The 24,179-nt window shown below is 42.6% G+C and carries 24 protein-coding genes; 12 read left to right on the plus strand and 12 right to left on the minus strand.

Features of this window, described 5'->3' with window-relative positions; genetic code table 11:
* Positions 1 to 6 precede the first annotated feature (6 nt).
* From JOD17_RS16715 to JOD17_RS16740, 6 genes are all read left to right on the plus strand, one after another.
* A complete protein-coding gene (locus JOD17_RS16715; RefSeq protein WP_204699102.1) occupies positions 7 to 1,059 on the plus strand; it encodes a sensor histidine kinase in 1,053 nt (350 codons plus the stop codon).
* A 91-nt stretch (positions 1,060 to 1,150) separates the two neighbouring features.
* Positions 1,151 to 1,930 (plus strand): ABC transporter ATP-binding protein, encoded by a 780-nt coding sequence (locus tag JOD17_RS16720; protein WP_204699104.1) that lies wholly within the window; start codon positions 1,151 to 1,153, stop codon positions 1,928 to 1,930.
* Positions 1,905 to 3,815 (plus strand): FtsX-like permease family protein, encoded by a 1,911-nt coding sequence (locus JOD17_RS16725; RefSeq protein WP_204699105.1) that lies wholly within the window; start codon positions 1,905 to 1,907, stop codon positions 3,813 to 3,815. The genes JOD17_RS16720 and JOD17_RS16725 overlap by 26 nt, the downstream gene beginning before the upstream one ends.
* A gap of 176 nt (positions 3,816 to 3,991) precedes the next feature.
* Positions 3,992 to 4,795 (plus strand): DUF1206 domain-containing protein, encoded by an 804-nt coding sequence (locus tag JOD17_RS16730; RefSeq protein ID WP_204699106.1) that lies wholly within the window; start codon positions 3,992 to 3,994, stop codon positions 4,793 to 4,795.
* A 110-nt stretch (positions 4,796 to 4,905) separates the two neighbouring features.
* Positions 4,906 to 5,568 (plus strand): adenine nucleotide alpha hydrolase family protein, encoded by a 663-nt coding sequence (locus tag JOD17_RS16735; protein WP_204699107.1) that lies wholly within the window; start codon positions 4,906 to 4,908, stop codon positions 5,566 to 5,568.
* A 14-nt stretch (positions 5,569 to 5,582) separates the two neighbouring features.
* Entirely contained in the window at positions 5,583 to 6,239 is a 657-nt protein-coding gene (locus tag JOD17_RS16740) for a universal stress protein (RefSeq protein ID WP_239575652.1), read from the plus strand.
* A 219-nt stretch (positions 6,240 to 6,458) separates the two neighbouring features.
* On the opposite strand, the gene JOD17_RS16745 is transcribed toward JOD17_RS16740, so the two are convergent.
* Positions 6,459 to 7,211, minus strand: a complete 753-nt coding sequence (locus tag JOD17_RS16745) for an ABC transporter permease (RefSeq protein ID WP_204699109.1) — start codon at positions 7,209 to 7,211, stop codon at positions 6,459 to 6,461.
* Positions 7,208 to 8,119 (minus strand): ABC transporter ATP-binding protein, encoded by a 912-nt coding sequence (locus JOD17_RS16750; RefSeq protein WP_204699110.1) that lies wholly within the window; start codon positions 8,117 to 8,119, stop codon positions 7,208 to 7,210. The genes JOD17_RS16745 and JOD17_RS16750 overlap by 4 nt, the downstream gene beginning before the upstream one ends.
* An 87-nt stretch (positions 8,120 to 8,206) precedes the next feature.
* Between JOD17_RS16750 and JOD17_RS16755 the strand changes: the two genes are divergently transcribed.
* On the plus strand, positions 8,207 to 8,899 hold the full coding sequence (locus tag JOD17_RS16755; RefSeq protein WP_204699112.1) for a glycosyltransferase family protein: 693 nt from the start codon (positions 8,207 to 8,209) through the stop codon (positions 8,897 to 8,899).
* Here the strand turns inward: JOD17_RS16755 and JOD17_RS16760 are convergent.
* Positions 8,863 to 10,053 (minus strand): MFS transporter, encoded by a 1,191-nt coding sequence (locus JOD17_RS16760; RefSeq protein ID WP_204699114.1) that lies wholly within the window; start codon positions 10,051 to 10,053, stop codon positions 8,863 to 8,865. The genes JOD17_RS16755 and JOD17_RS16760 overlap by 37 nt on opposite strands.
* A gap of 114 nt (positions 10,054 to 10,167) precedes the next feature.
* Between JOD17_RS16760 and JOD17_RS16765 the strand changes: the two genes are divergently transcribed.
* Positions 10,168 to 10,572 carry a DoxX family protein gene (locus JOD17_RS16765; RefSeq protein WP_204699116.1) on the plus strand — a complete coding sequence of 135 codons (405 nt, stop codon included), beginning with the start codon at positions 10,168 to 10,170 and terminating at the stop codon, positions 10,570 to 10,572.
* A 245-nt stretch (positions 10,573 to 10,817) separates the two neighbouring features.
* Here JOD17_RS16765 and JOD17_RS16770 read toward each other — a convergent pair whose 3' ends face one another.
* The 3 genes from JOD17_RS16770 to JOD17_RS16780 form a co-directional block, all read right to left on the minus strand.
* Positions 10,818 to 11,747, minus strand: a complete 930-nt coding sequence (locus tag JOD17_RS16770; RefSeq protein ID WP_204699133.1) for an aldo/keto reductase — start codon at positions 11,745 to 11,747, stop codon at positions 10,818 to 10,820.
* A 46-nt stretch (positions 11,748 to 11,793) separates the two neighbouring features.
* On the minus strand, positions 11,794 to 13,353 hold the full coding sequence (locus JOD17_RS16775; protein WP_420827948.1) for a long-chain-fatty-acid--CoA ligase: 1,560 nt from the start codon (positions 13,351 to 13,353) through the stop codon (positions 11,794 to 11,796).
* A 113-nt stretch (positions 13,354 to 13,466) separates the two neighbouring features.
* The gene (locus JOD17_RS16780) at positions 13,467 to 14,363 is read right to left on the minus strand and encodes a LysR family transcriptional regulator (protein WP_239575666.1); all 897 of its coding nucleotides are present in this window, start codon (positions 14,361 to 14,363) and stop codon (positions 13,467 to 13,469) included.
* Positions 14,364 to 14,476: 113 nt separating this feature from the next.
* Between JOD17_RS16780 and JOD17_RS16785 the strand changes: the two genes are divergently transcribed.
* The 3 genes from JOD17_RS16785 to JOD17_RS16795 are packed head-to-tail and all read left to right on the plus strand — an operon-like array spanning position 14,477 to position 17,028.
* A complete protein-coding gene (locus tag JOD17_RS16785; RefSeq protein WP_042359316.1) occupies positions 14,477 to 15,172 on the plus strand; it encodes a CoA transferase subunit A in 696 nt (231 codons plus the stop codon).
* Positions 15,173 to 15,187: 15 nt separating this feature from the next.
* Positions 15,188 to 15,841, plus strand: coding sequence for a 3-oxoacid CoA-transferase subunit B (locus JOD17_RS16790; protein WP_204699121.1), 654 nt, complete (start codon positions 15,188 to 15,190; stop codon positions 15,839 to 15,841).
* A gap of 2 nt (positions 15,842 to 15,843) precedes the next feature.
* Entirely contained in the window at positions 15,844 to 17,028 is a 1,185-nt protein-coding gene (locus JOD17_RS16795; protein ID WP_204699123.1) for an acetyl-CoA C-acetyltransferase, read from the plus strand.
* Positions 17,029 to 17,072: 44 nt separating this feature from the next.
* On the opposite strand, the gene JOD17_RS16800 is transcribed toward JOD17_RS16795, so the two are convergent.
* Complete coding sequence (locus JOD17_RS16800; protein WP_204699135.1) at positions 17,073 to 18,206, minus strand: zinc-binding dehydrogenase; 1,134 nt, start codon at positions 18,204 to 18,206, stop codon at positions 17,073 to 17,075.
* A gap of 264 nt (positions 18,207 to 18,470) precedes the next feature.
* Between JOD17_RS16800 and JOD17_RS16805 the strand changes: the two genes are divergently transcribed.
* Positions 18,471 to 19,562 carry a response regulator aspartate phosphatase gene (locus JOD17_RS16805; protein ID WP_204699125.1) on the plus strand — a complete coding sequence of 364 codons (1,092 nt, stop codon included), beginning with the start codon at positions 18,471 to 18,473 and terminating at the stop codon, positions 19,560 to 19,562.
* A 177-nt stretch (positions 19,563 to 19,739) separates the two neighbouring features.
* On the opposite strand, the gene JOD17_RS21380 is transcribed toward JOD17_RS16805, so the two are convergent.
* From JOD17_RS21380 to JOD17_RS16830, 5 genes are all read right to left on the minus strand, one after another.
* Positions 19,740 to 21,161 carry a VWA domain-containing protein gene (locus JOD17_RS21380; protein WP_204699127.1) on the minus strand — a complete coding sequence of 474 codons (1,422 nt, stop codon included), beginning with the start codon at positions 21,159 to 21,161 and terminating at the stop codon, positions 19,740 to 19,742.
* A 43-nt stretch (positions 21,162 to 21,204) separates the two neighbouring features.
* The gene (locus JOD17_RS16815) at positions 21,205 to 22,581 is read right to left on the minus strand and encodes a hypothetical protein (RefSeq protein ID WP_204699128.1); all 1,377 of its coding nucleotides are present in this window, start codon (positions 22,579 to 22,581) and stop codon (positions 21,205 to 21,207) included.
* A gap of 39 nt (positions 22,582 to 22,620) precedes the next feature.
* On the minus strand, positions 22,621 to 22,776 hold the full coding sequence (locus JOD17_RS16820; RefSeq protein ID WP_204699129.1) for a hypothetical protein: 156 nt from the start codon (positions 22,774 to 22,776) through the stop codon (positions 22,621 to 22,623).
* 62 nt (positions 22,777 to 22,838) lie between these two features.
* Positions 22,839 to 23,006: a Flp family type IVb pilin gene (locus JOD17_RS16825; RefSeq protein WP_204699130.1), complete on the minus strand. Its 168-nt coding sequence runs from the start codon at positions 23,004 to 23,006 to the stop codon at positions 22,839 to 22,841.
* Between the two features lie 21 nt (positions 23,007 to 23,027).
* A partial coding sequence (locus JOD17_RS16830; protein WP_204699131.1) for a hypothetical protein occupies positions 23,028 to 24,179 on the minus strand: 1,152 nt, incomplete at its 5' end.

The raw sequence follows: 24,179 nt of genomic DNA on the forward strand, positions 1-24,179 counted from the left end.
AATGTTATGCTAAAAGATTTCCTGCACGACCGGTTACCGTTCATTGTACTTATTTACCTTAGTACGCTTATCACCATTTTAGTCGCTGTCCTTTTGATCAGCTTTTCAGGAGGAGAACAAAGCATACAAACCTATGTTTATATGCTCCTCCTTGCGACTCTTTTTCTTTGTGCTGCTTTATTCATTGATTACGCAAGGCACCGATCGTTTTTGAAGCAGCTGTATACTATTAATCCTCATTCGACCTCATTGGATGAGATCCGCAAACTTACACACCGCCAAGCGCCGACTCAAACGACAAAACGAATGCTTGACGTTATTCGCACAGTCGATGTTCATACCCACGATCAAATCATTCAATATGAAACCGATCGCAAACAACATGAAACGTTTATAAATCAATGGGTTCATCACATGAAAACACCGATGAGTGTCATTTCTCTTCTCTCCCAAGAAGGAAAACACCAGACGAGTGATGATGATGTACAAACGTTTTTCAACGATATTCAAGATGAAAATGACCGCTTTCGTCACGGCCTTGAACTCATGTTGCAACTCGCACGTTTGGATCACTTTTCGCTTGATTTTCATGCAGAACCTGTTGAACTCGCACAACTATTACGTGAAGTAATCAATGAGGAAAAACGTCAATTTATTCGACGTAATCTTTACCCTCAAATTGTAGAAGACACCAATCAAACGATGGTTTACAGTGATTCCAAATGGTTACGTACAGTAATTAAACAACTCATGATCAATGCGATTAATTACTCTCATCACGGACAAGGGAATAGAATTACTTGTACGATAAGACAAGAACGAGAAAGTGTGTCCCTTTTTATCCAAGACTCAGGAATCGGGATTCCAACACATGATCTCCCTCGTGTTTTTGAACCATTCTTTACCGGAGATAACGGTCGTAAAAAAACAGAATCAACCGGGATGGGGCTTTATCTCGCACGTACAATTGCCAATCAATTAGGTCATTCCTTAACGATCGATTCCGAATTGGAACGAGGAACGACGGTGTGTCTTACATTTACGAGCAAAACTTTATGACAAGTTTGTAAGGTTGTGAAAGAACAATCGATGGGAAGAGCGGGATCTCAATCGCTATACTAAACTCACAACAGTAAAGGAGAGATTCCGAATGACACTTCTACACGTCGATGCAATTAGTAAGACGTATTATCCAAAAAAAGAAGGGCTTTCTTATAAAGCTCTATCAAATTTCAACATGTCGGTAGAGCGCGGGGAATTTGTCGGGGTCATGGGACCTTCTGGTAGCGGGAAAACAACCTTATTAAACTTACTTGCAACGATTGATAAACCAACGTCAGGAACGTTCTTAATTGATGGAACAGACCCTGCTACGTTAAATGATAGCCAATTAGCTCAGTTTCGCCGTAGACAACTGGGTTTTGTCTTTCAAGATTTCAACCTACTCGACACGCTAACGGTTCGAGAGAACATTCTTTTGCCACTTGCACTCGATAAGACGTCACACAAGACGATGAACAATCGCCTTGATTTGCTTGCAGACCAGCTCGGTATTCAAGACATCCTAGACAAGAGAACGACTGAGATTTCAGGCGGACAACAACAGCGTACCGCTTGTGCTAGAGCTGTTATCCATGATCCAAAAATCGTACTTGCTGATGAACCGACGGGTAACCTCGATTCTAAGTCAGCACGACAAGTCATGGATACAATGACAACGATGAATAAAGATGAGGGCGCAACGATTCTAATGGTGACCCATGATGCGACAGCAGCGAGCTATTGCGATCGAATTGTTTTTATTAAAGACGGTCAATTTTTCTCTGAAATCCGTAAAGGTGAGCGTCAGCAAACTTTCTATCAAAAAGTCCTCGACACGCTCTCTGTACTCGGAGGTGACTTTAGTGACGATCACAAAACTCGCTCGTAAAAACCTCACAGGTCACGCGCAACGCTATGCTGCCTACTTTCTAAGCTGCGTGTTTGCCGTGTCAGTGTTTTTCATTTATGCACAATTTGTGTTTCACCCTGATGTTATAAACGGAGACATTCGTAGCGGAGATGCCGTACGTACGGGAATGATCATGGCTCAAGTCATTATAATCCTATTTTCAATTTTCTTCATCGCCTATTCAAATCGCGTTTTCTTAAGTACACGTTCAAAAGAGTTCGGTCTACTGTCGTTATTTGGAATGAGCAAACGACAATTGTGTCGCTTAGTTTATTTTGAGCAGACGCTCATTTCTGTGGCGGCGATTCTAGTTGGACTAGGAATTGGAACGTTATTCTCTAAACTGTTCTTGATGCTGATGTCATCGATGCTTGGAACCGAGTCACCCATTGAGTTTCAGTTCGTATTATTTGCGTATTCACTAACGGCTCTTGGATTTTTTGCCTTATTCCAAGTGCTCACGTTACTGTCATTTTGGCGCTTACGAAAAGCGAACATTCAAGACCTCCTAAAAGACGCACGTAAACCGAAACAAATGCCAAAGTTCTCTTGGATTCTAACGATACTAGGGTTACTTTTGCTCATCGCGGGCTATATGATTGCAGCCACCGCCTCAATCATGCTTGCCGTTTTCTTAATACCGCCGATCTTGTTTCTCGTCGTCACCGGTTCTTATTTATTGTTCCGCCAAGGAACGGTCGCTTTATATAAGAAACTTTATGATAAACCGTCGTTATACAACGGAACAAACCTCGTGACGCGTACGAATATTCTTTTCCGCCTAAAAGATTACGCGAACATGTTGTTTTTAACTTCGACGATTATCGCAGTCGTCCTAACTGCGGGTGGAACCGTCTACCTGCTCTTCGATTCGACGATTCGAATGGCCATGAATCAAATGCCAACAACGATTGCTTGGTATAACTTTGATGAAGACGAACCAACATTAGAGAAAGAAACTGCGGATGCGATTCTCGCTGAGCACGACACGGAGATTTTGTATACGATCGATACAGAAGTTACACCGATTGATTTTCAAACAGATCATCTTGAAACCGATGCGATCGCGCTTCCAGAATCAGCGTACAACGACATAGCAGTCGATATGGATCTTCCACAACTAAATTTACAATCAGACGAAGTCTTTGTGGCCGCACCTTTTATTCAAAATAGTCCTGAATACTCTCTCGATGAGGGAGATGTCATTCATGTTCATGACGAAGCGTACACCGTTTATGACCTCACTGAACGTCCGATTTTGTCCACAGCGAATAGTGGTTGGATACAATTCATTGTCCCTGACGATACCTATGCACAATGGGGCTCTGTCGTTGATGAACGTTATCACGCTTACGGATATGAATTGGATAATTGGAAAGAACAAGGCGAAGTTTCGAATGAAATTCGTGAAGCTGCTGACTCTGGACACCAGTCGTATTTCGTTCAGGCGAACGCCTCAGACTATCAAATGGTCATGCAAACATTTTCACTAACACTTTTCATCGGGATCTTTGTAAGCTTACTCTTCTTTATTGTTCAAGGAAGCATGCTTTACTTAAAGCTATTTACTGAACTTGAAGATACAAAAAAACAATTACTCTCGCTTAAACGAATTGGGTTAACTAAGAAAGAAGCGAAAAAGATTCTCGGATCGAAAATCCGCTTTCTCTTCTTCACCCCGTACCTCGTCGGTGCATTGCATGCAAGCTTTGCCTTTTTAATGCTAAACAGCATGCTCGAAGGCGCTGCCGGATCAATGTTATTTTGGAACGGTTTGCTTGTTATCGGGATTGGTGCACTTTTACAACTCATCTATTTCTTCATCACACGCTACTACTTCGTGCGTGCCGCATACAAATCATAAGGAAATAAACCTTAAAAAGACACCTCCCATTAACGTTGTGAATACGTTAATGGGAGGTTTTTTATATAGCTTGCAATTTTATTTATTCCACCTAAAGCCTAACAAGTGGACGACTAAGATTCTGATTCTAAATAAGCTCACTGATCGATACATATGTACAACGAGGAGGACGAGTAATGAAGCCAGCTCAAAAGACGATTCCTTGGTTGCAACGCTTTGCTCGATTCGGATATATGTGCCAAGGAACCGTATTTATCCTTATTGGCATTCTCGCGCTACTTGCCGCGTTTAACCTTGGCGGAGATACAGAGAACACAACTGGGGCACTTCGGTCACTTTCCCGCCTGCCTTTCGGTCAATTTTTGCTTTTCGCGATCGGTTTTGGATTGATTGGCTATATTATGTTAATGCTGTTAAAAACGTTTAAAGATGTAGATGATCATGGCACTGCACTTGGTGGCCTTTTTCAACGCGGGACGTATCTATTTAGCGCGCTTGTTTATAGTATAATTTGCATTCAGTCTTTCCGCTTCGCTCTCCATCAATTTAGCCAAGATACCTATAACGAAACGACCATTTCGTCTTATTTGTTGTCTAAGCCCTACGGTGCGATGGTCGTGTTTATTATCGGAATAGGAATCTTGCTTGCTGGTTTGATGCAATTCTACTTTGCAATGACGAACACGCATCGCGACGGCTTTAAATCATATGAAATGACACAAAAGGAAAAGCATTTTGCTACGATGACAGGCAAGGTAGGGTTCGGGGCACGCTCCATTCTGTTTATGATGATCGGTTACTTTTTTATGATCACCGCTCACCGATCTGATCCGAATGAAGCACGAGGATTTGATGATGCGCTTGCAACCCTGCAACAACAGCCGTTCGGAAATGTTTGGTTAGCCATTGTTGCTTTTGGTCTCGTCGCATATGGCGTGTATGCGTTTGTTCGGGCGTATTATGAGCAGATGCGTTTTTAACCTTCCGTTTGGAAGGTTTTTTAGTTTGGTCAAACTTTCCATCACTGCATAAAACGACGTCTGTTTGGGCAAACTGTGTCACAAATTGACTGTTAAAGGACGTGACACCGTTGCTAAGCTCTTCAAAGGAACATCATACACTCGTCTGTGTGCAACATGGCAAGAACGGACTTCGTTTTATTGAAAAGGCATTACAAACGATCGATCATGCATCCCACCACACGACCATTTTTTTATTCGATAATATGGCTTGTGAAGAAGACGAGGCGCATCGCATCGTCGGAATGTCTTTATTTCAAAAGCTCGCCCTAAAATACGAAGCAGATCTACTCATAAGCGAAGGAAAACCATTGACCAACCGGAAACTCATTGCAGAGACTGCGAAAGAAGTTCAAGCTACACATTTAATTGTTGGCCAATCAATTGAAAGTTTATGGCGCAAATGGATCGGGAAATCTACCATTGATCACCTCTCAAAAGACATTCCTTCTGTCAATGTGCACATGATTCCACGTGAACATGCCCATGAAGAAGAAGATTGGACATTTGATAAAGGAGTCGATGCTTACCTTTTCCCTATATACAATGGAACGTACTTAGTCGATTTCCACCCAACCGGCGACGAATCACATGAAGGAGTTTTCTTTAAACATCGTCATACAGACTTTAACAACGGTCGATTTGCCTTCTATGATGACGAACGCATTACCGAAGCACACGTTAGAAAAGGGATTATTCACGAACTAACGGACCACTTTGAACAACAAGCTTAAAAAGGATGATAATGATGGCTGAGAATATTCTTGTTTGCGTCAATTATGGACACCACGGAGCACGACTGATCAAACGAGGATCAGAGCTTGCCAAAACAACGGAAGCGAATCTCTACATTCTTGTCTTTGATTCCCTCCCACAAGACGATTACAAAAATGATCGTGAAGTTGATATGAGTATTTTCAAAGAAATGGCAGCTGACTATGGAGCTGAACTAATCGTAGAAGAAAGTCACGCCCACAACATTACGAAGGTTATTAAGCGAATCGCAAAAGAAATCGATGCGACTCAAATCGTCATTGGTCAACGTGTGGAAAACTTGTGGACAGCGTTAATTGGCGGTTCAATTATCGATATTCTCCTACATGATATTCCTTCAGCTGACTTGCATGTTGTGCCAAAGCCTCGTGCCGATGAAGAAGAAGATTGGAACTTCGAACGTGGGATTACCGCTTACTTGTATAAAAATGACGATCACACGTATACGCTTAATTTCGATCACAAGAAAAACTGTGATTACGAAGGTGTCTTCTTCAAATACTTGCAAACCGATTTCAACAATGGCTTGTTCGCATTCCAAAAAGACAACCGTGTGTTTGAAGTCCGAGTCAATGATGGCATCGTCGAGTCACTCGTAGATATTGATGAAGAAAAAGATAAGACAGTATAGAATGTAAAAAAAACGAGGAGAATTCTCCTCGTTTTTTTGCGTCTTTATAGAGCAAAGAAACGTGCGAAGTGTTTGGAACCACCACCTAAGTGTCTGTATGTTGGGATTTGGCTCCAAAATTGAAGTTAGATTACTAAAATCCCCACCATAAACCTCCACCAACATCTCTCTAAAAGAAATCCCTTATCCAAGATCTCTTCAACAATTCAAGACAGGACGCTATAAAACGTCCTGTCTTTTGTAAATCACGTGGGCGATTGCCAACATTAATGCGATATGAATAAGTAGAAATCCAATTGACGCCCACATCGATGGGAATGGAGGCGGAGCTAAGGAGACAGGGTTGTAGTTGTTAAACACATCAATATGAGCAAACACAATCCAAGAAGCCCAGTCATATTCAGCAGCAAGTAATACGAACAAATCTGCGAAAAAATACGGTAAGATTGTTAGTACAATCGTAACGGCGGTGTTTTTCGTAATGACCGCAATTAACGTTGCTAGCGCTACATAAAAGATAAGCGAAGGCGTCGTATACAATGCTGTTTCAAGTAAGTAAAAGAACGTTGACGAAAGTGGCACAACGTGCGGAAAGAACAACCCGAAAGCGAAAAGCAACGCTAACACAAAACTATAAAGCAAAAAGCTAATCACTAAGTTCGTCAACCACTTTGATAACAGAACTCGATGACGCGATACTGGTTTTATGAGTAATTGCTTGATCGTACCTGTAGATGCTTCACCTGATATTGCTCCGGTCACGAGCACAAAACTGTACAACATAATAAAGATATGGAGAACAGAACCGATCGTGACAAACTCCTCTGTTGTAAGCAATAACCCAAAGGATTGATCAATTGCAATCGCAACGATAAAGATAAACAGAATCAGAATAGACATCATCATCATCGCGAGTCCAATTCTCCGACCGTGCCATGCTTTTAACGTCTCATTAATGACTAATCCTTTCATCGTTCATCCCTCTCTGACTCTAATAACGAGAAGTAGCGCTCTTCCAACCCTTGTTCGTAACGTATCTCATATACATTGACGTTCTGCTGAACGAGCGCTTCAACGATCGCTGGAATCTGCTCATACGGTTGGTCGTAAATGACAAACTGATTCTCATTTTTTTCTACGTTCCCAAATTGCGCTAATTGGGTATGTGCGTCGGCTTCTGGTCTCGCTGTAACATGGATCGTATACGTACTTTCAGTCGCTGACGAGCGCAAATCAAATTCATCAACAGCTTGACCATCTTTAATGACGATCGCACGGTCACAAAGCACTTCAACTTCACGAAGTTGGTGACTCGAAACGAGCAACGTTACCCCGTCTTGCTTGGCTAAGCGGCGTAAGTAATAGCGCAGTTCTTTTATTCCATTTGGATCTAAACCGTTTGTCGGTTCGTCAAGAATTAATACGGACGGTTGATGAAGGATGGATACCGCAATACCAAGTCGTTGCTTCATGCCCAGAGAATACGTTTTTACTTTGTCATCGATTCGATTTGTGAGTTCAACTAGTTCAATGACTTGTTCAATTCGTTCTTCACTAATTGGCTTTTGACTCATCCTTGCAAAGTGTTCAAGATTTTGTCTGCCAGATAAGTACGTATACAAATCAGGATCTTCAACAATCGCACCAATGTGTTGCAGCGCTTCTTCACGGTTTTTGTTAAGGTCCTTTCCTTCAATAAAGACTTCCCCGCGGTCCATCTTTATTAAAGAGACGATTAAACGAATCGTCATCGTTTTCCCAGACCCATTCGGTCCTAGAAACCCATAAATTAAGCCCCGATCCAGTGAAAATGATAAATCGTTGATCACTTTATGACCTTTGAACGTTCGACTCAATTGTTTCACAACAAGAGGTTTCATCAGTTAGCACCTCCTTAAATTTCTTGTGGCTAATTCGTTTTGGTTGCATATAGATAGTTTCAGAACAGATAAAGTGGGGAGAAGTACATGGACGATAAAAAAATTGCATTTTTACTGTGTGTGAACGATGAACATTACTACACCAAGTGCTTACGACATATCTCGCTCTTATCCGTCCCCAAAGGATACACCATTGAAGTCATCGAAATTCGCGGTGCCGAAAGTATGACAGAGGGATACAATAAAGGCATGGAAAAAACCGATGCCAAATATAAAATTTACTTGCATCAAGATGTGATGATTATCCACCATATGATGCTTTATAACATGCTCGATATCTTCCTCAACTTTCCGAAGGTAGGGATGCTCGGTGTTGTAGGATGTGAACACCTAAACGACCAAGGTCTCTGGTGGGATAGCCCAAATCGGTTCGGTAAAATACTCGAAGATAAAGATTACTACGTCATGTCTGTACTTCAAGAACCAACAGATCACTATCAATCTGTTGAAGCGATTGACGGTTTAATCATGATGACGCAATACGATCTTGAATGGGAGTCATCCGTCTTTGACGATTGGCATTTCTATGATATTTCTCAATGTGAACAGTTCAAAGCTCACGGGTACGACATTGGCATTCCACAGCAAGGATACCCTTGGGTAATCCATGAGTGCGGTCCTATCATTAATATGGAACGTTATGAAGAATATCGCTTGAAGTTTCTTGATTGGAAAAAAAACGGCTATAGCTCTTCCGCTCGTTCTTTTTTTGCAAATTGAATGGCCGGTACAGCGAGAGCGAGCAACCCAAGCATAAAGACAACAACGCCAAGCCACGCAAACGAGGTATAGAAGAAGCCACCGATGGCTCCAGCAATACTTGAACCTGCGTAATAAGCAAACAAATAAAGCGAAGATGCTTGTGATCGATATTCCTTTGCACGTTGGCTAACCCATGCACTTGCGGTAGAGTGTGCGCCAAAGAAACCAAATGTAAAGACAACAACGCCAAGAATCGTAATCGGTAACACCGGCACTAATGTGAGCAATGCACCAACCGTCATTAAACCGATACCTAGAAGAATTACTGCAGGCTTTCCATGTCGATCCGCTTTCTTTCCCATATAAACCGAACTAAACGTCCCTGCTAGATACACGACGTAAATGAAACCGATAATCGCTTGAGATAAAGAAAACGGTGGTTCCATTAATAAGTAAGCAAAATAATTAAAGAGAACGATAAAAGAACCCATGAGGATAAACCCTAGTGAAATGACTGCCATTAACTGTGGCTGTTTCAACACAGATCCATATCGCCGCAACGCTTGATTAATTGAAGATTTCTTAGGGGTATAATGCTTTGAGTTCGGCAACATGAACATGAACAACACACTCATGACAAGGGACAATCCTCCAAGCGCAGTGAGTGCAACTTGCCAATTCCAAATGTCTGTCAAAACGCCTGTGATCAGTCGTCCACTCATTCCTCCGATGCTTGAACCTGCAATGTAGAGCCCCATTACTTTCCCGAGACTGTTTTGATCAAATTCTTCCACAACGTAGGTCATGGCAATCGCAGGAACACCTGCCACAGCTATGCCGAGGAACGTGCGAATCGATAATAGCGTTCCAAAATTCGGACTAAACGCTGTAAGAAGACCCATTACAGCCGTTAAAATCATCGATAAAACCATAACATTCTTCCGACCGAACCGGTCCGATAGCGGTGCTGCCACGAGTAACAAAATCGCAAGCATACCTGTTGTGACTGAAATGGTTAAACTCGCTGATTGAGCCGTAACACCAAATTCATCAGAAAAAATGGGAAGCAAAGGTTGAGTCGCGTAAATCGTTGCAAACGTTACAAACCCTGCAAAAAATAACGCGACCGCCGCAGAGTAGTATGTTTTCGTCCCACTTTGAATATAAGTCACACTAACGCCTTCTTTCTATTCTCTTAAGTCTAATACGCGAACTTGGAATCGTCCACAACCTCACGTTTGAGAAAGTCCAAATAATGGTATAGACAGCTAAAAAGGCGTGACGTGATGATTACAATGTTCCGCACATTCTATTCTATGATCTTATTCGTAGCAGGTGTTTTACACTTTACTCATGAGAAACTGTTTCGAAGCATTGTTCCGAAGTTCCTACCGTTCAGACGACTGATTGTCCTCGTAAGCGGCGTAATGGAACTCGCTTTCTCCGTTCTTCTTTGGGTCCAAAAGGGACAGAAACTCACTGGTAAACTTCTCGCACTGTTTATGATTATCGTCTTTCCAGCTAACATCTATATGGCAGCCAAGAATCGTACATACATTAATGGAAAGAAAATTCACCCCGTGTTTCTCTGGCTACGTCTCCCATTACAAATCCCACTTATCTTAGGCGCACTTTATGTAACCGGACATTCGAAAAAAGACGATGTGAAACCTAAAAAACCACTGGGTTAAGCGCTCAGTGGTTTGTTGGTTTTGACCCGTTCAGCGGGACGATTTTAAGCTCTGATCACAAAGATAAGAGCCCTACTCAGATTTCCGCGTTTTGATCCGCGCTACCCTAGTCTTGATCCACGCTACTTTGACTTCTCGCGGTCAAAGGCCAAAGGTTATTTCGGAATTTCAAACCCTCAGCACTTCCTCCTGCGCGTTAAAATATTCGCTAACGATCAAAAAAACGAGGAGTACACACTCCTCGTTCATGAAAAAATGTCATCAATAACAAGTATCTCTCGATCCGTTAACGCCATTTCCGCCGCTCGGATACTCGTTTTCACTTGGTCGGTCCGTTTTGCTCCTGGTATTAGCACATCGACAGAAGGTCTCGTTAAATACCATGCCAAAATTACGTGCGCAACTTCTTCTCCCTTTGCATCGGCAATTTCACGAACACGTTCGACTTTTGCGAGGTTTTCTTTAAACGCTTCTCCTTGAAACGATGGCTTTTTTGAACGAAAGTCAGTAAACGTACTATTCTCAGTATACTTTCCTGCGAGTAATCCTGACTCTAGCGGGAAATAAGGAATAAACGTAATGTCCTCTTTTGATGTGTAAGCGAAAAAGTCGGATTCTGCTTGACGGTTCAGTAAATTGTATTCTGATTGCAACACATCAACGTAACCGTCTTGATTCGCATCCTTTAGCTGTTCAGGTGAAAAGTTAGATACACCAATGGAACGGATCTTCCCAGCATCTTTAAGTTCTTTCAATGCCCCCACGGCTTCTGCTTTTGGTGTTGATTCATCTGGGAAATGAATGTAAAACAAATCGATATAATCCGTCTGCAATCGTTTGAGGGCATCATCGACAGATTGTTTCAAGAAGTTTGGAGAGTTATCAAACTCCATCGTATCGCCAACAGCTTTGTGTGCAGCTTTCGTTGCAATAACAAGATCTTCACGCTTATATTCTTTAACGACTTCGCCGACGAGTTCTTCCGAACGCTTCGGGCCGTAAATGAAAGCCGTATCAAGCATCGTAATTCCGTGGTTGATCGCAGTCCGAACAACATTACGTCCTTCTTCTTCATCAAGCATGTTCGGATAAATGTTATGGCCGCCAACCGCATTTGTGCCTAAACCGATTGGATGTACATGAACATCTGACTTTCCTAATTGTATGTGCTTCACCATCTTCCTCACTCCTTTCTATTGCTATTACACAAATCTATTGCCGTTAAACCAAGTCTCGCAAATAGACTTTCTGTATTTTACCACTCGCTGTTTTCGGTAGCTCATCCATAAATGTCACGTAACGAGGACATTTAAAGTGGGCCAACTTACTTCTTGCATAGTCAATCATTTCTTGCTCCGTCGCTTGATGCCCTTCCCGTAACACGAGAATGGCGTGAGGGGTTTCGCCCCACTTTTCATCCGGCTTTGCAACAATCGCTGCTTCTTTCACAGATGAGTGATCATAGAAAACGCTTTCAACTTCAATCGATGAGATGTTCTCTCCTCCACTAATGATGATGTCCTTTTTGCGATCAACAACTTGAACACGATGGCGATCGTCAACCGTCGCCATGTCACCTGTATAAAGCCAGCCGTCACGAATCGTTCGTGCTGTCTCCTCATCATTCTTCCAATACCCTTTCATCACTCCATGCCCTTTAACGACAAGCTCACCGACTGTTTTCCCGTCAGTTGGCACGCTTTTTCCCTCGTCATTAATGACCCGCACTTTAGAGCCGATCATTTCAAACCCTTGTTTCGCTTTTGCCTCGTAATAACGATCTCCGACTAAATCGTCGTCTTCTGAGGATAGATAACTAATGAGAGACAAAGGCGAACTCTCGGTCATCCCATACACTTGAATAAACGTAAACCCAATCTCTTCTTCTAACGTCTTCACAAATGCTTGAGGTGGTGCAGCACCCGCAATAACGACTCGCACATCTTGCGTGATGTTACGCTTTTCTGCTTTGTATTGATCAATTAAACTGCCAAGTACTGTTGGCGCCATGTGCATCACCGATACGTCATATCGTTCCATTCGCTCTAGAATTTCTGACGGGTCGGTTTTCTTTTGCATCACTTGGGTCGCACCATTTGCTGTGTAGTAAAACGGAGAACCCCAGCCATTGACATGAAACATCGGTAACACGTGAAGCAACGTGTCTTGGTCGGTGACTTGAAGATGATGCATCGTGCTCAGTGCATGTAAGTAATTGCTTCGATGCGTGAGCATAACTCCTTTTGGCTTCCCTGTCGTCCCGCTCGTGTAAAGAATTGAGCACAAATCATTTTCACTTAAATCTGCTCGTGAATAAGGAGCACTCTCTTGTGACTGTAACCAAGAATCATACGCAAAATATGAGCCTGATGAGCGTTCTGCTCCGTGTACAACAACAGACTGCACCGTTTCAAGTTTCGGTAAGATCGGTGCAATTAAGTCATACAATTCATGGTCTACAAACAGCGCTTTGCTTTCACTATGATTAAGAATGTACAAATAATCATCTGACTTTAAACGTGTATTTAATGAAACCATAATTGCTCCTACTTGAAACATTCCGTAAAACCCTTCGAACATTTCAAGCGTATTCGGTGCTAAATAGGCGACCCGATCACCCTTTTGAATTCCGAGTGCAGAGAGCCCGTGAGACAGTTGATTCACTCGATCATTAATTTCAGTATACGTATAGGCTTGATCGTTTTGGTCAATAATTGCCTTCTTTTCACCATATACTCGTACCGCACGATCCAAAAAATCGGTTAAAATCATCTCAGTCACAGTCATCCACTCCTTATATATCTGAATAATAAGAATTGTAGTTGCATCGTACACTAACTCTAATTTCAATTGCAACTGATTGCTCGCACACTATAAAAGAAACAGAACACTACCTAGTATTCTGTTTCTTCTTTGAAATAAGCTTTCACATAGTCAATCCAAGCTGTAGTAGCAGGAGATTGATAGCCGTTCTTCCGCGAAATGAGTGCAAGGTTCCAGTGAATTAACGGATGATCCACTTCAATAGCACGAATCCCTGTTTGATTCGAGTCTTCGACAATTGTCTCTGGTAAGAAGCTAACACCTAGATTCTCTTTCACCATCTTTAAAAGAAAGTCCCATTGCGTACTTTCATGAATAACATTCGGCTCAAACCCTGAATCGATCGACGCTTCCCGAACTCGGTCATACAACGAGAAACCTCGCTTAAATAAAAGAAAGTGCTCTCCCTTCAGTTCAGACATCTTAACCTTTTTCGCGTCCGCCAATGGGTGCTCATTCGAAACGACTAACAACAATTTTCTTTTGACGATTGGAATGACTTCGAGTTCTGTGTCTGGAATCGGCAGGATTCCAATGCCTACATCTAATTCCCCATGCAAGATGGATTGTTGGACAACACGCGCGCCTTCTTCTACGATGCCCATCTTCGCATCAGGATACTGCTTTTGAAACGCTGAGATCACTTTCGGAAAGAAGCTCGAACCAATGACTGGCGGTAAACCAAACCGGAAATGTCCTTTGTGCTTTGTACGAAGATCCACTGCCGCTTGCTTAAAGTCTTCGACTTCACGAATGACTTTTTGTGCGTATTCATACATCGCTTCCCCTTCAGCAGTGATTTGAAGTTGACGTGTTGAACGGTCAAACAATTGCAGTTCTAGCTCTTCTTCCAACTGAGCAATCACTTTACTTAACGCCGGCTGACTAATCCCAAGCTTTTCGCTCGCTCTTGAAAAGCTCACTTGTTGATAGACTTCTATAAAATAACGAAACTGTTTTATTTGCATCACTGAACAACTCATTCCTTTATGGAATACTATTATTATAATTATATATTTTACTTATGTAAGCGCTTATAGTAAAGTGAATACAAACTTAAAGAGAAAAAGGAGACTTGGCGATGACAAAAGTAGCTTCTTCTTTTACAGAAAGCATAAAGAATATTAAGGATGGCGACACGATTATTGTCGGAGGATTTGGACTTTGTGGAATTCCTGAGAATGCGATCGTTGAGCTAGCGAAACAAGGCACGAAAAACTTAACCGTCGTAAGTAACAACTGTGGCGTTGCAGACTGGGGACTTGGTCTGCTTTTGCAAAACAAGCAAATTGATAAGATGATTGCGTCATACGTCGGAGAAAATAAAGTGTTTGAAGAGCAATTTTTAAATGGCGAATTAGATGTTGAGCTAACCCCACAAGGCACTCTTGCTGAACGCATTCGTGCAGGTGGTGCAGGAATTGGCGGGTTCTATACACCAGCAGGTGTTGGAACACCAATTGCCGAAGGAAAAGAGCATAAAGAAATTGATGGCAAGACGTATATCTTTGAAAAGGCAATCAAAGGGGATGCTGCACTCGTTAAAGCATGGAAAGGCGACCCTTACGGCAACCTCGTGTACCGTAAAACGTCCCGCAACTTTAACCCACTTGCAGCAGCTGCAGGAACTCATACGATTGCTGAAGTGGAAGAACTCGTTCAAATTGGCGAAATAGATCCTGATCATGTTCATACACCGAGTATCTACGTGCAAGAACTATTACTTGGCAAAAACTATGAAAAACGAATCGAACGCCTTACGGTTCGTAAAGCCTAAAAGGAGCTGACAGTGATGAGCGACTCTAGAGAAATCATTATTAACCGTGCAGTAAAAGAAATTGAAGAAGGAATGGTTGTCAACTTGGGCATCGGAATGCCGACAATGATTGCTGACAAAATTCCAGCTGAAAAAAACATCTTCTTGCATTCTGAAAACGGCATGCTCGGCATCGGAAACTATCCTATTGAAGGAGAGGAAGATGCTGACCTGATTAACGCTGGTAAAGAGACAGTAACCGCAAAACCTGGCGCTGCTTTCTTTGACAATGCTGAGTCGTTTGCGATGATTCGTGGTGGACACGTTGATTTAACGATCCTCGGTGGTATGGAAGTCTCACAAACTGGTGATCTAGCAAACTGGATGATTCCAGGTAAGATGGTCAAAGGCATGGGCGGTGCGATGGACATCGTTCAAGGAGCGCGAAAAGTCGTTATTATTATGACGCATACGAACAAAGCTGGAGAAGCAAAAATCAAAAAACAATGCGACTTGCCTCTTACCGGTCAAGGTGTCGTCAACCGAGTCATTACAGATATGGCCGTTTTCGACTTCACTAATGAAGGCATGGTGTTGCGTGAAGCACTTAATGGTCACAGCATTGAATTGATCAAAGAAAACACAGATGCTGACTTTACCATTGATCCAAGCTTGTCAGGAGGTCAATAATCATGAGCCAAAATGTCGTGATCGTTGAAGCGACTCGTACCGCTATCGGTGGCTTCCAAGGCAGCCTATCCTCGGTGTCAGCTATTGATCTAGGAAAAACAGTCATTGAACAATTACTGAATAAATCGGGAGTTACACCAGATCAGATTGATGAAGTGATTTTAGGAAATGTGTTGCAAGCAGGTCTCGGACAAAATCCTGCAAGATTAGCCGCAATGAAAGCTGGTCTTCCAGAGTCCGTACCGAGCATGACGATTAACAAAGTGTGTGGATCTGGTTTAAAAGCTGTGCACTTAGCAACACAAGCGATTCAAAATGAGGATGCTGACATCGTAATTGCAGGCGGCATGGAGAACATGAGCCAGGCGCCTTACCTAACGATGAACGCCCGTCGTGGTTTTGGAATGGGCGACCAGAAGTTCGTCGACAGCATGGTTCATGATGGCTTAACGTGTGGACTCGAAAATTACCATATGGGCATCACAGCGGAGAACATTAATGATGAGTACGGTTTTACTCGTGAGCAACAGGATGAATTCGCTGCTTGGAGTCACCAAAAAGCAGAACAAGCACAAGCAAATGGTCATTTTGCTGACGAAATTGCACCTGTAGACATTCCTCAGCGTAAAGGCGATCCAATTCGCTTTGATCAAGATGAGCATATTCGACCTGGCACCACAGCAGATAAGCTCGGCAAACTACGCCCTGCCTTCAAAAAAGACGGCAGTGTATCTGCTGGAAACGCATCTGGCATTAACGACGCAGCGGCGGCCGTTCTCATCATGAGCGAAGCCAAAGCAGCAGAATTAGGCCTTACACCACTCGTCACAATCCGTTCCAATGCAAGTGCAGGTGTAAGTCCGAAATTGATGGGAATCGGTCCAGTACCGGCAACGAAGAAGGCCCTAGAAAAAGCCAACTTGTCCGTTTCAGATATCGACTTGTTCGAGATGAACGAAGCCTTCGCAGCTCAGTCCCTTGCCGTACAGCGAGACTTGGATTTACCGAAAGAGAAGATTAACGTAAACGGGGGCGCCATTAGCCTCGGCCATCCGATTGGCGCGAGCGGTGCTCGGGTACTCGTCACACTCATTCATGAAATGAAACGACGAGACGTAAAAACTGGCGTTGCTTCCCTTTGTATCGGTGGCGGTCAAGGCGTCGCAACAATTATTGAGCGTCCATAAAATGAACGAGGCAACGTGGATTCCACGTTGCCTCGTCTTTTTGGTTACTCTGGAAACTCAACCATAATCCGCTGACTCTTCCCTTCGTGCAACCGATCAAATCCTTCATTGATTTCTTCAAGCGTAATTCGTTCTCCGATTAGTTGATCAATCGGCAATTTCCCTTGTTTAAACAACGAGATGTAGCGTGGCACATCTCTCATCGGCACGCAACTACCTAAGTAAGATCCTTTGATTGTCCGTTCTTCTGCAGTGAGGCCGACTTGTGGAAATGAGAACTCTTCTTTCGGATCTGGCAAGCCACTCGTCACCGTCATACCACCTCGACGGGTAATCGTATACGCTGTTTTCATTGCTGGCACAACACCAGCCGTTTCAAATGCATAATGTACCCCACCATTCGTGTACTCCCGAATGCGCTCAACAACACCTTCCTCAGATGCATTAAATACAGCTGTTGCCCCAAGCTCCTTAGCATGCTCTAGCTTAGATTCGTTTACATCAACAGCGATGATTTCTCTCGCCCCAGCAAGTTGCGCCCCGAGTAAGGCGTTCATTCCAATACCACCGAGCCCCACGACAGCTACATCCGTTCCTGGTTTCATTTCTGCCGTATTAATAACAGCACCTAACCCTGTAATGACCGCGCAACCAAACAAAGCTGCGTGATGAAACGGAACGTCCCGGTCAATTTTGACCGCTGATTTTGTTGAGATGATGCTATACTCAGAAAAACCTGAGATTCCGATATGGGTGTACACATCACTTCCATCTGCATGTTCAATCCGTAAACCACCTGATAACATTGTTCCAGCATTGTTCGCCTCTGCTCCTGGTTCACAAAGGGCTGGTCTTCCTTCTTTACACGGTAAGCATTGACCGCAGTTTGGAATAAAACTAGTCACGATATGGTCACCCACTTCAAAGTCCGTCACGTGATCACCAATTGCTTTGACAACGCCAGACACTTCGTGCCCTAGAACCATTGGTGTTTGCCGTGGACGATTGCCATTTATCACCGATAAATCAGAGTGACAAAGTCCGACCGCGCGTACTTTTATAAGCAGCTCATCGCTTTCAGGGTCTCGTAAGTTCACTTCTTCAATCTTTAATGGCTTTGACTTGGCGTAAGGCATTGATAAACCACTCTCATACAGTACCGCCGCTTTTGTTTTGATCATGTTCATCATCCTTTAAAGTGATCTAATCTTATAATTTAAATTTTCCAACAATATGTTCATTGTATAACAATATTCCGACAATAGATAGATTTATACGACATGTAGTTAAAGGGATCTCTACTTTATTACTATATGTTAAATTCAGATAATGTCGAATTTAATTTTAATTTGCATAATAAGTTCAAAAAATGATGTTTTTTCCAATATTTTGTATTATACTCTTTTTTAAGAAACACAAAGTCAAGAAAGGATGACCCTAAGTTGACAATAGAGAATACGCTCATCTCGAAGATCGGAAGTTGGTTACGAGCGCTTTCCATGTACAACCTCGATGACGCTCAGCGCTATCAAAAAGAGATTAGTGAAATGATTCATCACATCCATGTATCAAAGCAAGCAGCTACTTATTATGACTTGGTACATTTCAAACACCAATTTGTTGCAGGACAGATGATGCATCAACCGATAGCCCAACATTCCATGAAATTGAAGGAAGCAACATTTGAGACGAACAACATCTTGAACTACTTGTATAACTTCAATGAAGGTATGATTGCGACGAGTATGGAGAATTACCTTTGTGCACTGAAGCATTTCAAAGAAGCAGAGAAACACATTATTCATGTGAACAATTATGAGCAAGCTGAGTTCTACATTCGAATTGCGAACGTGTTTTATCGTCTAGACCAGAACATCACCGCACTCTCCTACATTAATCAAGCGTACGATATTGTCAAAGGTTCAAAGGATCATATGCGACTCCAAATGAACTGCCTGATTATGAAAGCAGGGATTTACTCGGAGCTAGGCTACTATGAGAAATCGAACACGTACACAAGCTACGCTCAGCAACTTGCGAACAAAGAACCTTATCATCGATCTCTTGTCCATTATGCCAAAGCGAATAACGAATACCGGCACGGACACTTTGAGAAGGCATTAAAGTCTTACACGCGAGCCCATTCAGATAGCCACCAGAAGAAAACGATGATACGAATTAAATCCAAGTATCATATTGCTAACACCCACTTTAAACTCGGCATGAATGACCGCGGTCACGAACTGTTAGACGAAGTGGAGTCAAGTATTGCTAAAGAAGCGCTTCAGTTAAATGAATACAGTGCGAAATGCTTGATCAGTCGTGGTCTCCACGCTCAAATAAAGGTTGATCTAACTCTCATTGATCAAGGACTAGCGATTCTGCAAGAGAACAATCTCCACGGAGAGTTTTCAGAAGTATGCAACGATTTATCAAAGCATTTTAAAGATCGTGAAGATTTCGAGAACGCCTACCGCTATTTGCATCTATCAAATGAAGCAAGCGGTGGTAAACACGTTATTGGAGGTGATTAAGGTTATGAAAAGTTGGATGCTAGTAGCAGCAATCGCACTTACTGTATTAGTCGTTGGCGATGCAAGTGGCTCAGAACTCATCGGTACACAAACCAAAAATGAAATCTTGTAAAACTAGGGGCTGCCGTGCAGGGCAGCCTTTTGTTTTTCCTTTTGTTTTTCCTTATGTTTTACATCTTAATCGGTATGCTCTTCTCGCAATTGTCTAATCACATCTTGGATACGGTCCCTCGATTCCACAACCTCTGCTCGTTTTTCAGACGTCGTTTCATCACTCACTTCTTGAATGAGATTTGCTCGTTCTCTTATTAATTGCCTTAATTCATTAATTTCATCTGGTTCCAATTCATTGTTTTCAATGACAACTTCAACGGCTTCGGTCATTCGTGAGTTCTCTTGGTTTCTTAAGGTGGAGACATCATTTCGTAATTCTCGAAGCTCATTTTCAATGTCTAATTGATCTTCACTCGTTGCAATCAATCCATCTCTTGCCCACCAAATCCAAGCAAATTGACTAATCTGATCGAGCCAAGTACCAGTCACTTCTTCATCTAACTCTTGTGCTGTATACACAGAAGAATAGTTTCCACCGCTTACCTCTGCAACTTCTTGAAGCTGCTCATGCTCATCATCAGCAATATCAAACCCTAGAATATTAACTTCAAAGTCAATCCCTGCTTCTGGAATCGTTTCTGCGACGGCGACTGGATCACCACCACACGTTTCGATACCATCGCTAATCACATAGATGAAGTTGATTGAGTTTTCATCTGCTTCCTCAATTAAGTCTTCTTTGGCTTGCTCCATTGCATCAGCAAGTGGTGTCCATCCTGTCGGTTCAATTGGATCTACCGCTTCAACGAATTCACGATCATTGATTGGTGATAATGGATAGACATTTTCGATTGCTTCACATGACTCCGTCTTTCCATCGTTTGTGTTGTCACCTTCATGACCATACGCTTGCACTAAAACATTCGTTTCATCAGGAATATTTTGAACAAAAACTGCGATCGCATCTTTCGCTAGATCCATCTTCTGTCCACCGTCAACTTGCCCGGCCATACTTCCACTCGCATCAAGAAGAATGGCTACGTTCACTTCTTTTTCCATCTCTTCTTCAAGCTCTTCATCTTCTAATTCAACAATTGACCTGCCATCAGGTAACGTCAGTTCCGAAAACTCAACCTCATAATCCTCAACCCGTTGCAGCACTTCTTCATGGTTAGCTCCCAATTGATAAACGATAAAATCGAGCCACTCTTTCATCGTCCGTTCAGCGCCATCTTCTTGCACAATTGCCTCAAACTCTTGAAGCGCAGTTTGCTCGGCTTGATCGTACGAGTCTCCGATCGTCTCCTCTTCAGGAAGATGTTCTGTCGTTAATTCACCCGGACCAGAAGTTAACACACCTTCTTCCGTCAAATCGACCGACGGTACATCCGTCGAGGTTGCTTCCCCACCGTCTACTTCTTGAGCCTCTTCATTCTCTACGCTTTCCTCGGCTTCTTCAGTTCCTTCACTGTTATCATTACACGCCGTAAGTAACAACACGAAAAGCATCGCAACTATACTACTTTTCCACCTATAAATACGCACACTACCGAACCCCTTCCTAGCTGAAAAACAAATTGAATACGACCTATGAGACCTCACTTCTTAACTCTTCTAATTGTGCCACTTCTTCCTCAAGCTCTTCAATATCACTTTCATCCTCTTCTTCTTCAAGCTGATTCTCTAGGATTTCAATTTGTTCATCCAACGCACGCTTTTGATAGTTAGCATCTTCGACACGCTCCGCAAATGCATACGCTTCTTCAGGATCTAAAGCGAGATGTGCATAAAACGTTAGCTGAATCTCACGTTCGTTTAACGAGCGCTCTTCTTCAATTTGTTGACTATACGTGAGAAGTTCTTCACTTTCGTCAACTACATTGTGTTGCTCCATTCGTACGTATGGGTCATCGGTCTCAAGTTCTAGAATTTCTTCGCCACGCTCTTGCAAGTGGAGTTGATAAGCGACTTCAGCAACTTGATCTGGATACTCTAACAAATAATCTTCATAGCGATCACTAAGAACGGCAAGCTCAATATATAAAGAATCATCAATGGATCGATGAGGTTTGACAAGTTCAAGCAAAGAGAATGCTTCTTCATATTCTCCTTGATAATAATACTCTAACGCTTCCACATACTGATTAGCGACGTCTAATTGTTCGTTCACTTCTGCCTCGTGGTCCTCTTCAACCTCTTGAACTTGTGCTTCTTCAGTTGAACCTGCGAACCCGACTGCATAGACAATTGCACCGACTGCGATAACGGTCGTAGCGAGTAATCCTACACGCTTCCCTTGCTTTGGTTTCTTAACCGGTAGTGCTTGGTTTTCATAATACGTCGATTGCACGCTCGTAATCTCTTTACGAATCATGTCAAGAATTTGATCTAACGATGTCGCTTCTACAATCGTGGTCACGACATGCTTTTCATTCTGAGGGGCTTTCTTAATCAACTCTTCTTCTGACGCCTCATGGAAATCTTTATCTCTCACTGCAGAAAATAAATAAACAAGCTGCTTCTGTACGAACGACAATTCATTCTGTTCCTGTGCAACGTCAGACTGATTAGAGAAATGAATCGTCTTAATTGACCCTAACGCTTTTGTTTCATTGTATTCTTTAGAAAATACGAGATTATGAAGGTCAAACGATGTCTCAACCTCGGTTTGTTCTGAGAAATAGTTATAGGACTCTATCAATCCTTCCGCTGCACGCAAACGTACAAGCACATCTTCTTGGCGCAATGCAACATAGGGTACATGATCTTCTAATGCCCAAGTAAAGATCATCTGATTCCCTTCATGAACCATTGATTTGACCGGAAGTGTGTATGGACGCTTTTTCTTCATATACGATAAATCGTTCATTGTCGCACTTTGGACGAACGTATCTTCAACACGCCATTGCACATACTCAGTATTAAGTGTTAATTCACCATGATTAAATGGTACCGTCTTCTTCATCGTCATCTCTCCTAGGTTCATTCGACCGGATCGTATCAGCTACCCTGTTTTAAAGGCTCGTGTGTAAAACACAAAACATAAAATAATCATGAGAATAAATGAAATGTTAATCGATTGACGTTGCACCATGTCATAAATAAATAACGGAGTGAGTAAAATCAATGCACCTAAAAATATCCAGAAAAAAATCTTCATCTCCTACACCTTCTTTACTAACAAGTTGAAGCCCGACGGTTTTTACGCCGGGCCTGATCGTCTTATTGCGCAATCGAGTCTGCAATATTTTGGAACATTTCCATAATGTTTGTCCCAAGTACAGTCAACGTAGCAATAGCTACAACAGCAACCAGGGCGAGAATTAACCCGTACTCACTCATTGATTGTCCCTTTTCATCATTCCAGAAGTTTTTTAAGAACTTTAACATTTTGATTTTTCCTCCTTTGATTTAATTTCCAAACAATTTATTGAATCCATTACTAATGCCTTTACCGACACTCTTTGCTCCATCACTGATAGCATTACCGACACTCTTTGCTCCATCACTGATAGCATTACCGACACTCTTTACTCCATCAACTGTTGAATTCCAAGCTTTTGAAGCTTTGTCACCAACCCAACTAAGAGCTTTACCAATTGGCTCACGGTACCTAATTATTAATCCTCCAGCTGTAGCGACTAACCCCACGACCCCGGCTGTTACTGCAACTGGTGGGAAGAACATTGCTGCTGCAAATGCTGCTGAACCAACAGCATCTAAACCCGATCCGAATGAATCTAAATAATTTCCTTGAGTAGCATGTTGAATCGATTCACCAACACTCAGTACGGAACCTGCAACACCGAGCCATCCACCTGTTCTTCTTAGAATTGTATCCATAGTAGTTGTCATAACACCCGGGGCATTAGTAGCTTGACCAACTTGTGGACTCATACCTTGACCTGCTTTGAAATCTTTCCAATCTTGCGTAAACGCTAACGCATTTGATGCATAGTCGGTCACATCACCTACCGCTCTCATACCTTGGTGGTTAACGTGGTCCACACCAGGCATAGCAATTGCAAAAGCCATATTGATTGTACCTAAAGCGTTTCTTGAGCCAGGTAAAGCTCCCAAGTTGTTTCCAAGTTGATCCGCTGTATTAACAATTGTATGGAAGTTACCAACAAGATTGCCAGTTGAACTTACAAAGTTATTGACACCAGTTTGACTTTCACCCTCTGGGCGATGGCCGTACATAACAGCTCCAAAATTTTGTAAACCTTCACTTTGCGTCCACCTGGAGTAACCTTCCTGAACATCTTGTCTAATCGAAAGTGCGCTACCGTACATTTCAAGCAACTGCCGGTTAAAGTGGTGATTGGTCATTTGATTAGAGGTAGGAGCAAAATTAGGATACATAGGATCGCCATAATACTTTCCGCCTGGTCCCATTCCTGAATATCCTCCACCTGGACCTTGACCGCCTGGCCCCATTCCTGGATATCCTCCACCTGGACCTTGACCGCCTGGTCCCATTCCTGGATATCCTCCACCTGGACCTTGACCGCCTGGTCCCATTCCTGGATATCCTCCACCTGGACCTTGACCGCCTGGTCC

This window comes from Geomicrobium sediminis, assembly GCF_016908595.1.
Taxonomy (GTDB): domain Bacteria; phylum Bacillota; class Bacilli; order Bacillales; family Marinococcaceae; genus Geomicrobium_A; species Geomicrobium_A sediminis.

What these genes read in the sequence shown, in the direction of transcription:
- JOD17_RS16715 (WP_204699102.1), top strand. Translation starts at nt 7, where the DNA reads ATGCTAAAAGATTTCCTGCACGACCGGTTACCGTTCATTGTACTTATT.
- JOD17_RS16720 (WP_204699104.1), top strand. Translation starts at nt 1,151, where the DNA reads ATGACACTTCTACACGTCGATGCAATTAGTAAGACGTATTATCCAAAA.
- JOD17_RS16730 (WP_204699106.1), top strand. Translation starts at nt 3,992, where the DNA reads ATGAAGCCAGCTCAAAAGACGATTCCTTGGTTGCAACGCTTTGCTCGA.
- JOD17_RS16740 (WP_239575652.1), top strand. Translation starts at nt 5,583, where the DNA reads ATGGCTGAGAATATTCTTGTTTGCGTCAATTATGGACACCACGGAGCA.
- JOD17_RS16745 (WP_204699109.1), bottom strand. Translation starts at nt 7,211, where the DNA reads ATGAAAGGATTAGTCATTAATGAGACGTTAAAAGCATGGCACGGTCGG.
- JOD17_RS16750 (WP_204699110.1), bottom strand. Translation starts at nt 8,119, where the DNA reads ATGAAACCTCTTGTTGTGAAACAATTGAGTCGAACGTTCAAAGGTCAT.
- JOD17_RS16755 (WP_204699112.1), top strand. Translation starts at nt 8,207, where the DNA reads ATGGACGATAAAAAAATTGCATTTTTACTGTGTGTGAACGATGAACAT.
- JOD17_RS16765 (WP_204699116.1), top strand. Translation starts at nt 10,168, where the DNA reads ATGATTACAATGTTCCGCACATTCTATTCTATGATCTTATTCGTAGCA.
- JOD17_RS16780 (WP_239575666.1), bottom strand. Translation starts at nt 14,363, where the DNA reads ATGCAAATAAAACAGTTTCGTTATTTTATAGAAGTCTATCAACAAGTG.
- JOD17_RS16785 (WP_042359316.1), top strand. Translation starts at nt 14,477, where the DNA reads ATGACAAAAGTAGCTTCTTCTTTTACAGAAAGCATAAAGAATATTAAG.
- JOD17_RS16790 (WP_204699121.1), top strand. Translation starts at nt 15,188, where the DNA reads ATGAGCGACTCTAGAGAAATCATTATTAACCGTGCAGTAAAAGAAATT.
- JOD17_RS16795 (WP_204699123.1), top strand. Translation starts at nt 15,844, where the DNA reads ATGAGCCAAAATGTCGTGATCGTTGAAGCGACTCGTACCGCTATCGGT.
- JOD17_RS16815 (WP_204699128.1), bottom strand. Translation starts at nt 22,581, where the DNA reads ATGAAGAAGACGGTACCATTTAATCATGGTGAATTAACACTTAATACT.
- JOD17_RS16820 (WP_204699129.1), bottom strand. Translation starts at nt 22,776, where the DNA reads ATGAAGATTTTTTTCTGGATATTTTTAGGTGCATTGATTTTACTCACT.
- JOD17_RS16825 (WP_204699130.1), bottom strand. Translation starts at nt 23,006, where the DNA reads ATGTTAAAGTTCTTAAAAAACTTCTGGAATGATGAAAAGGGACAATCA.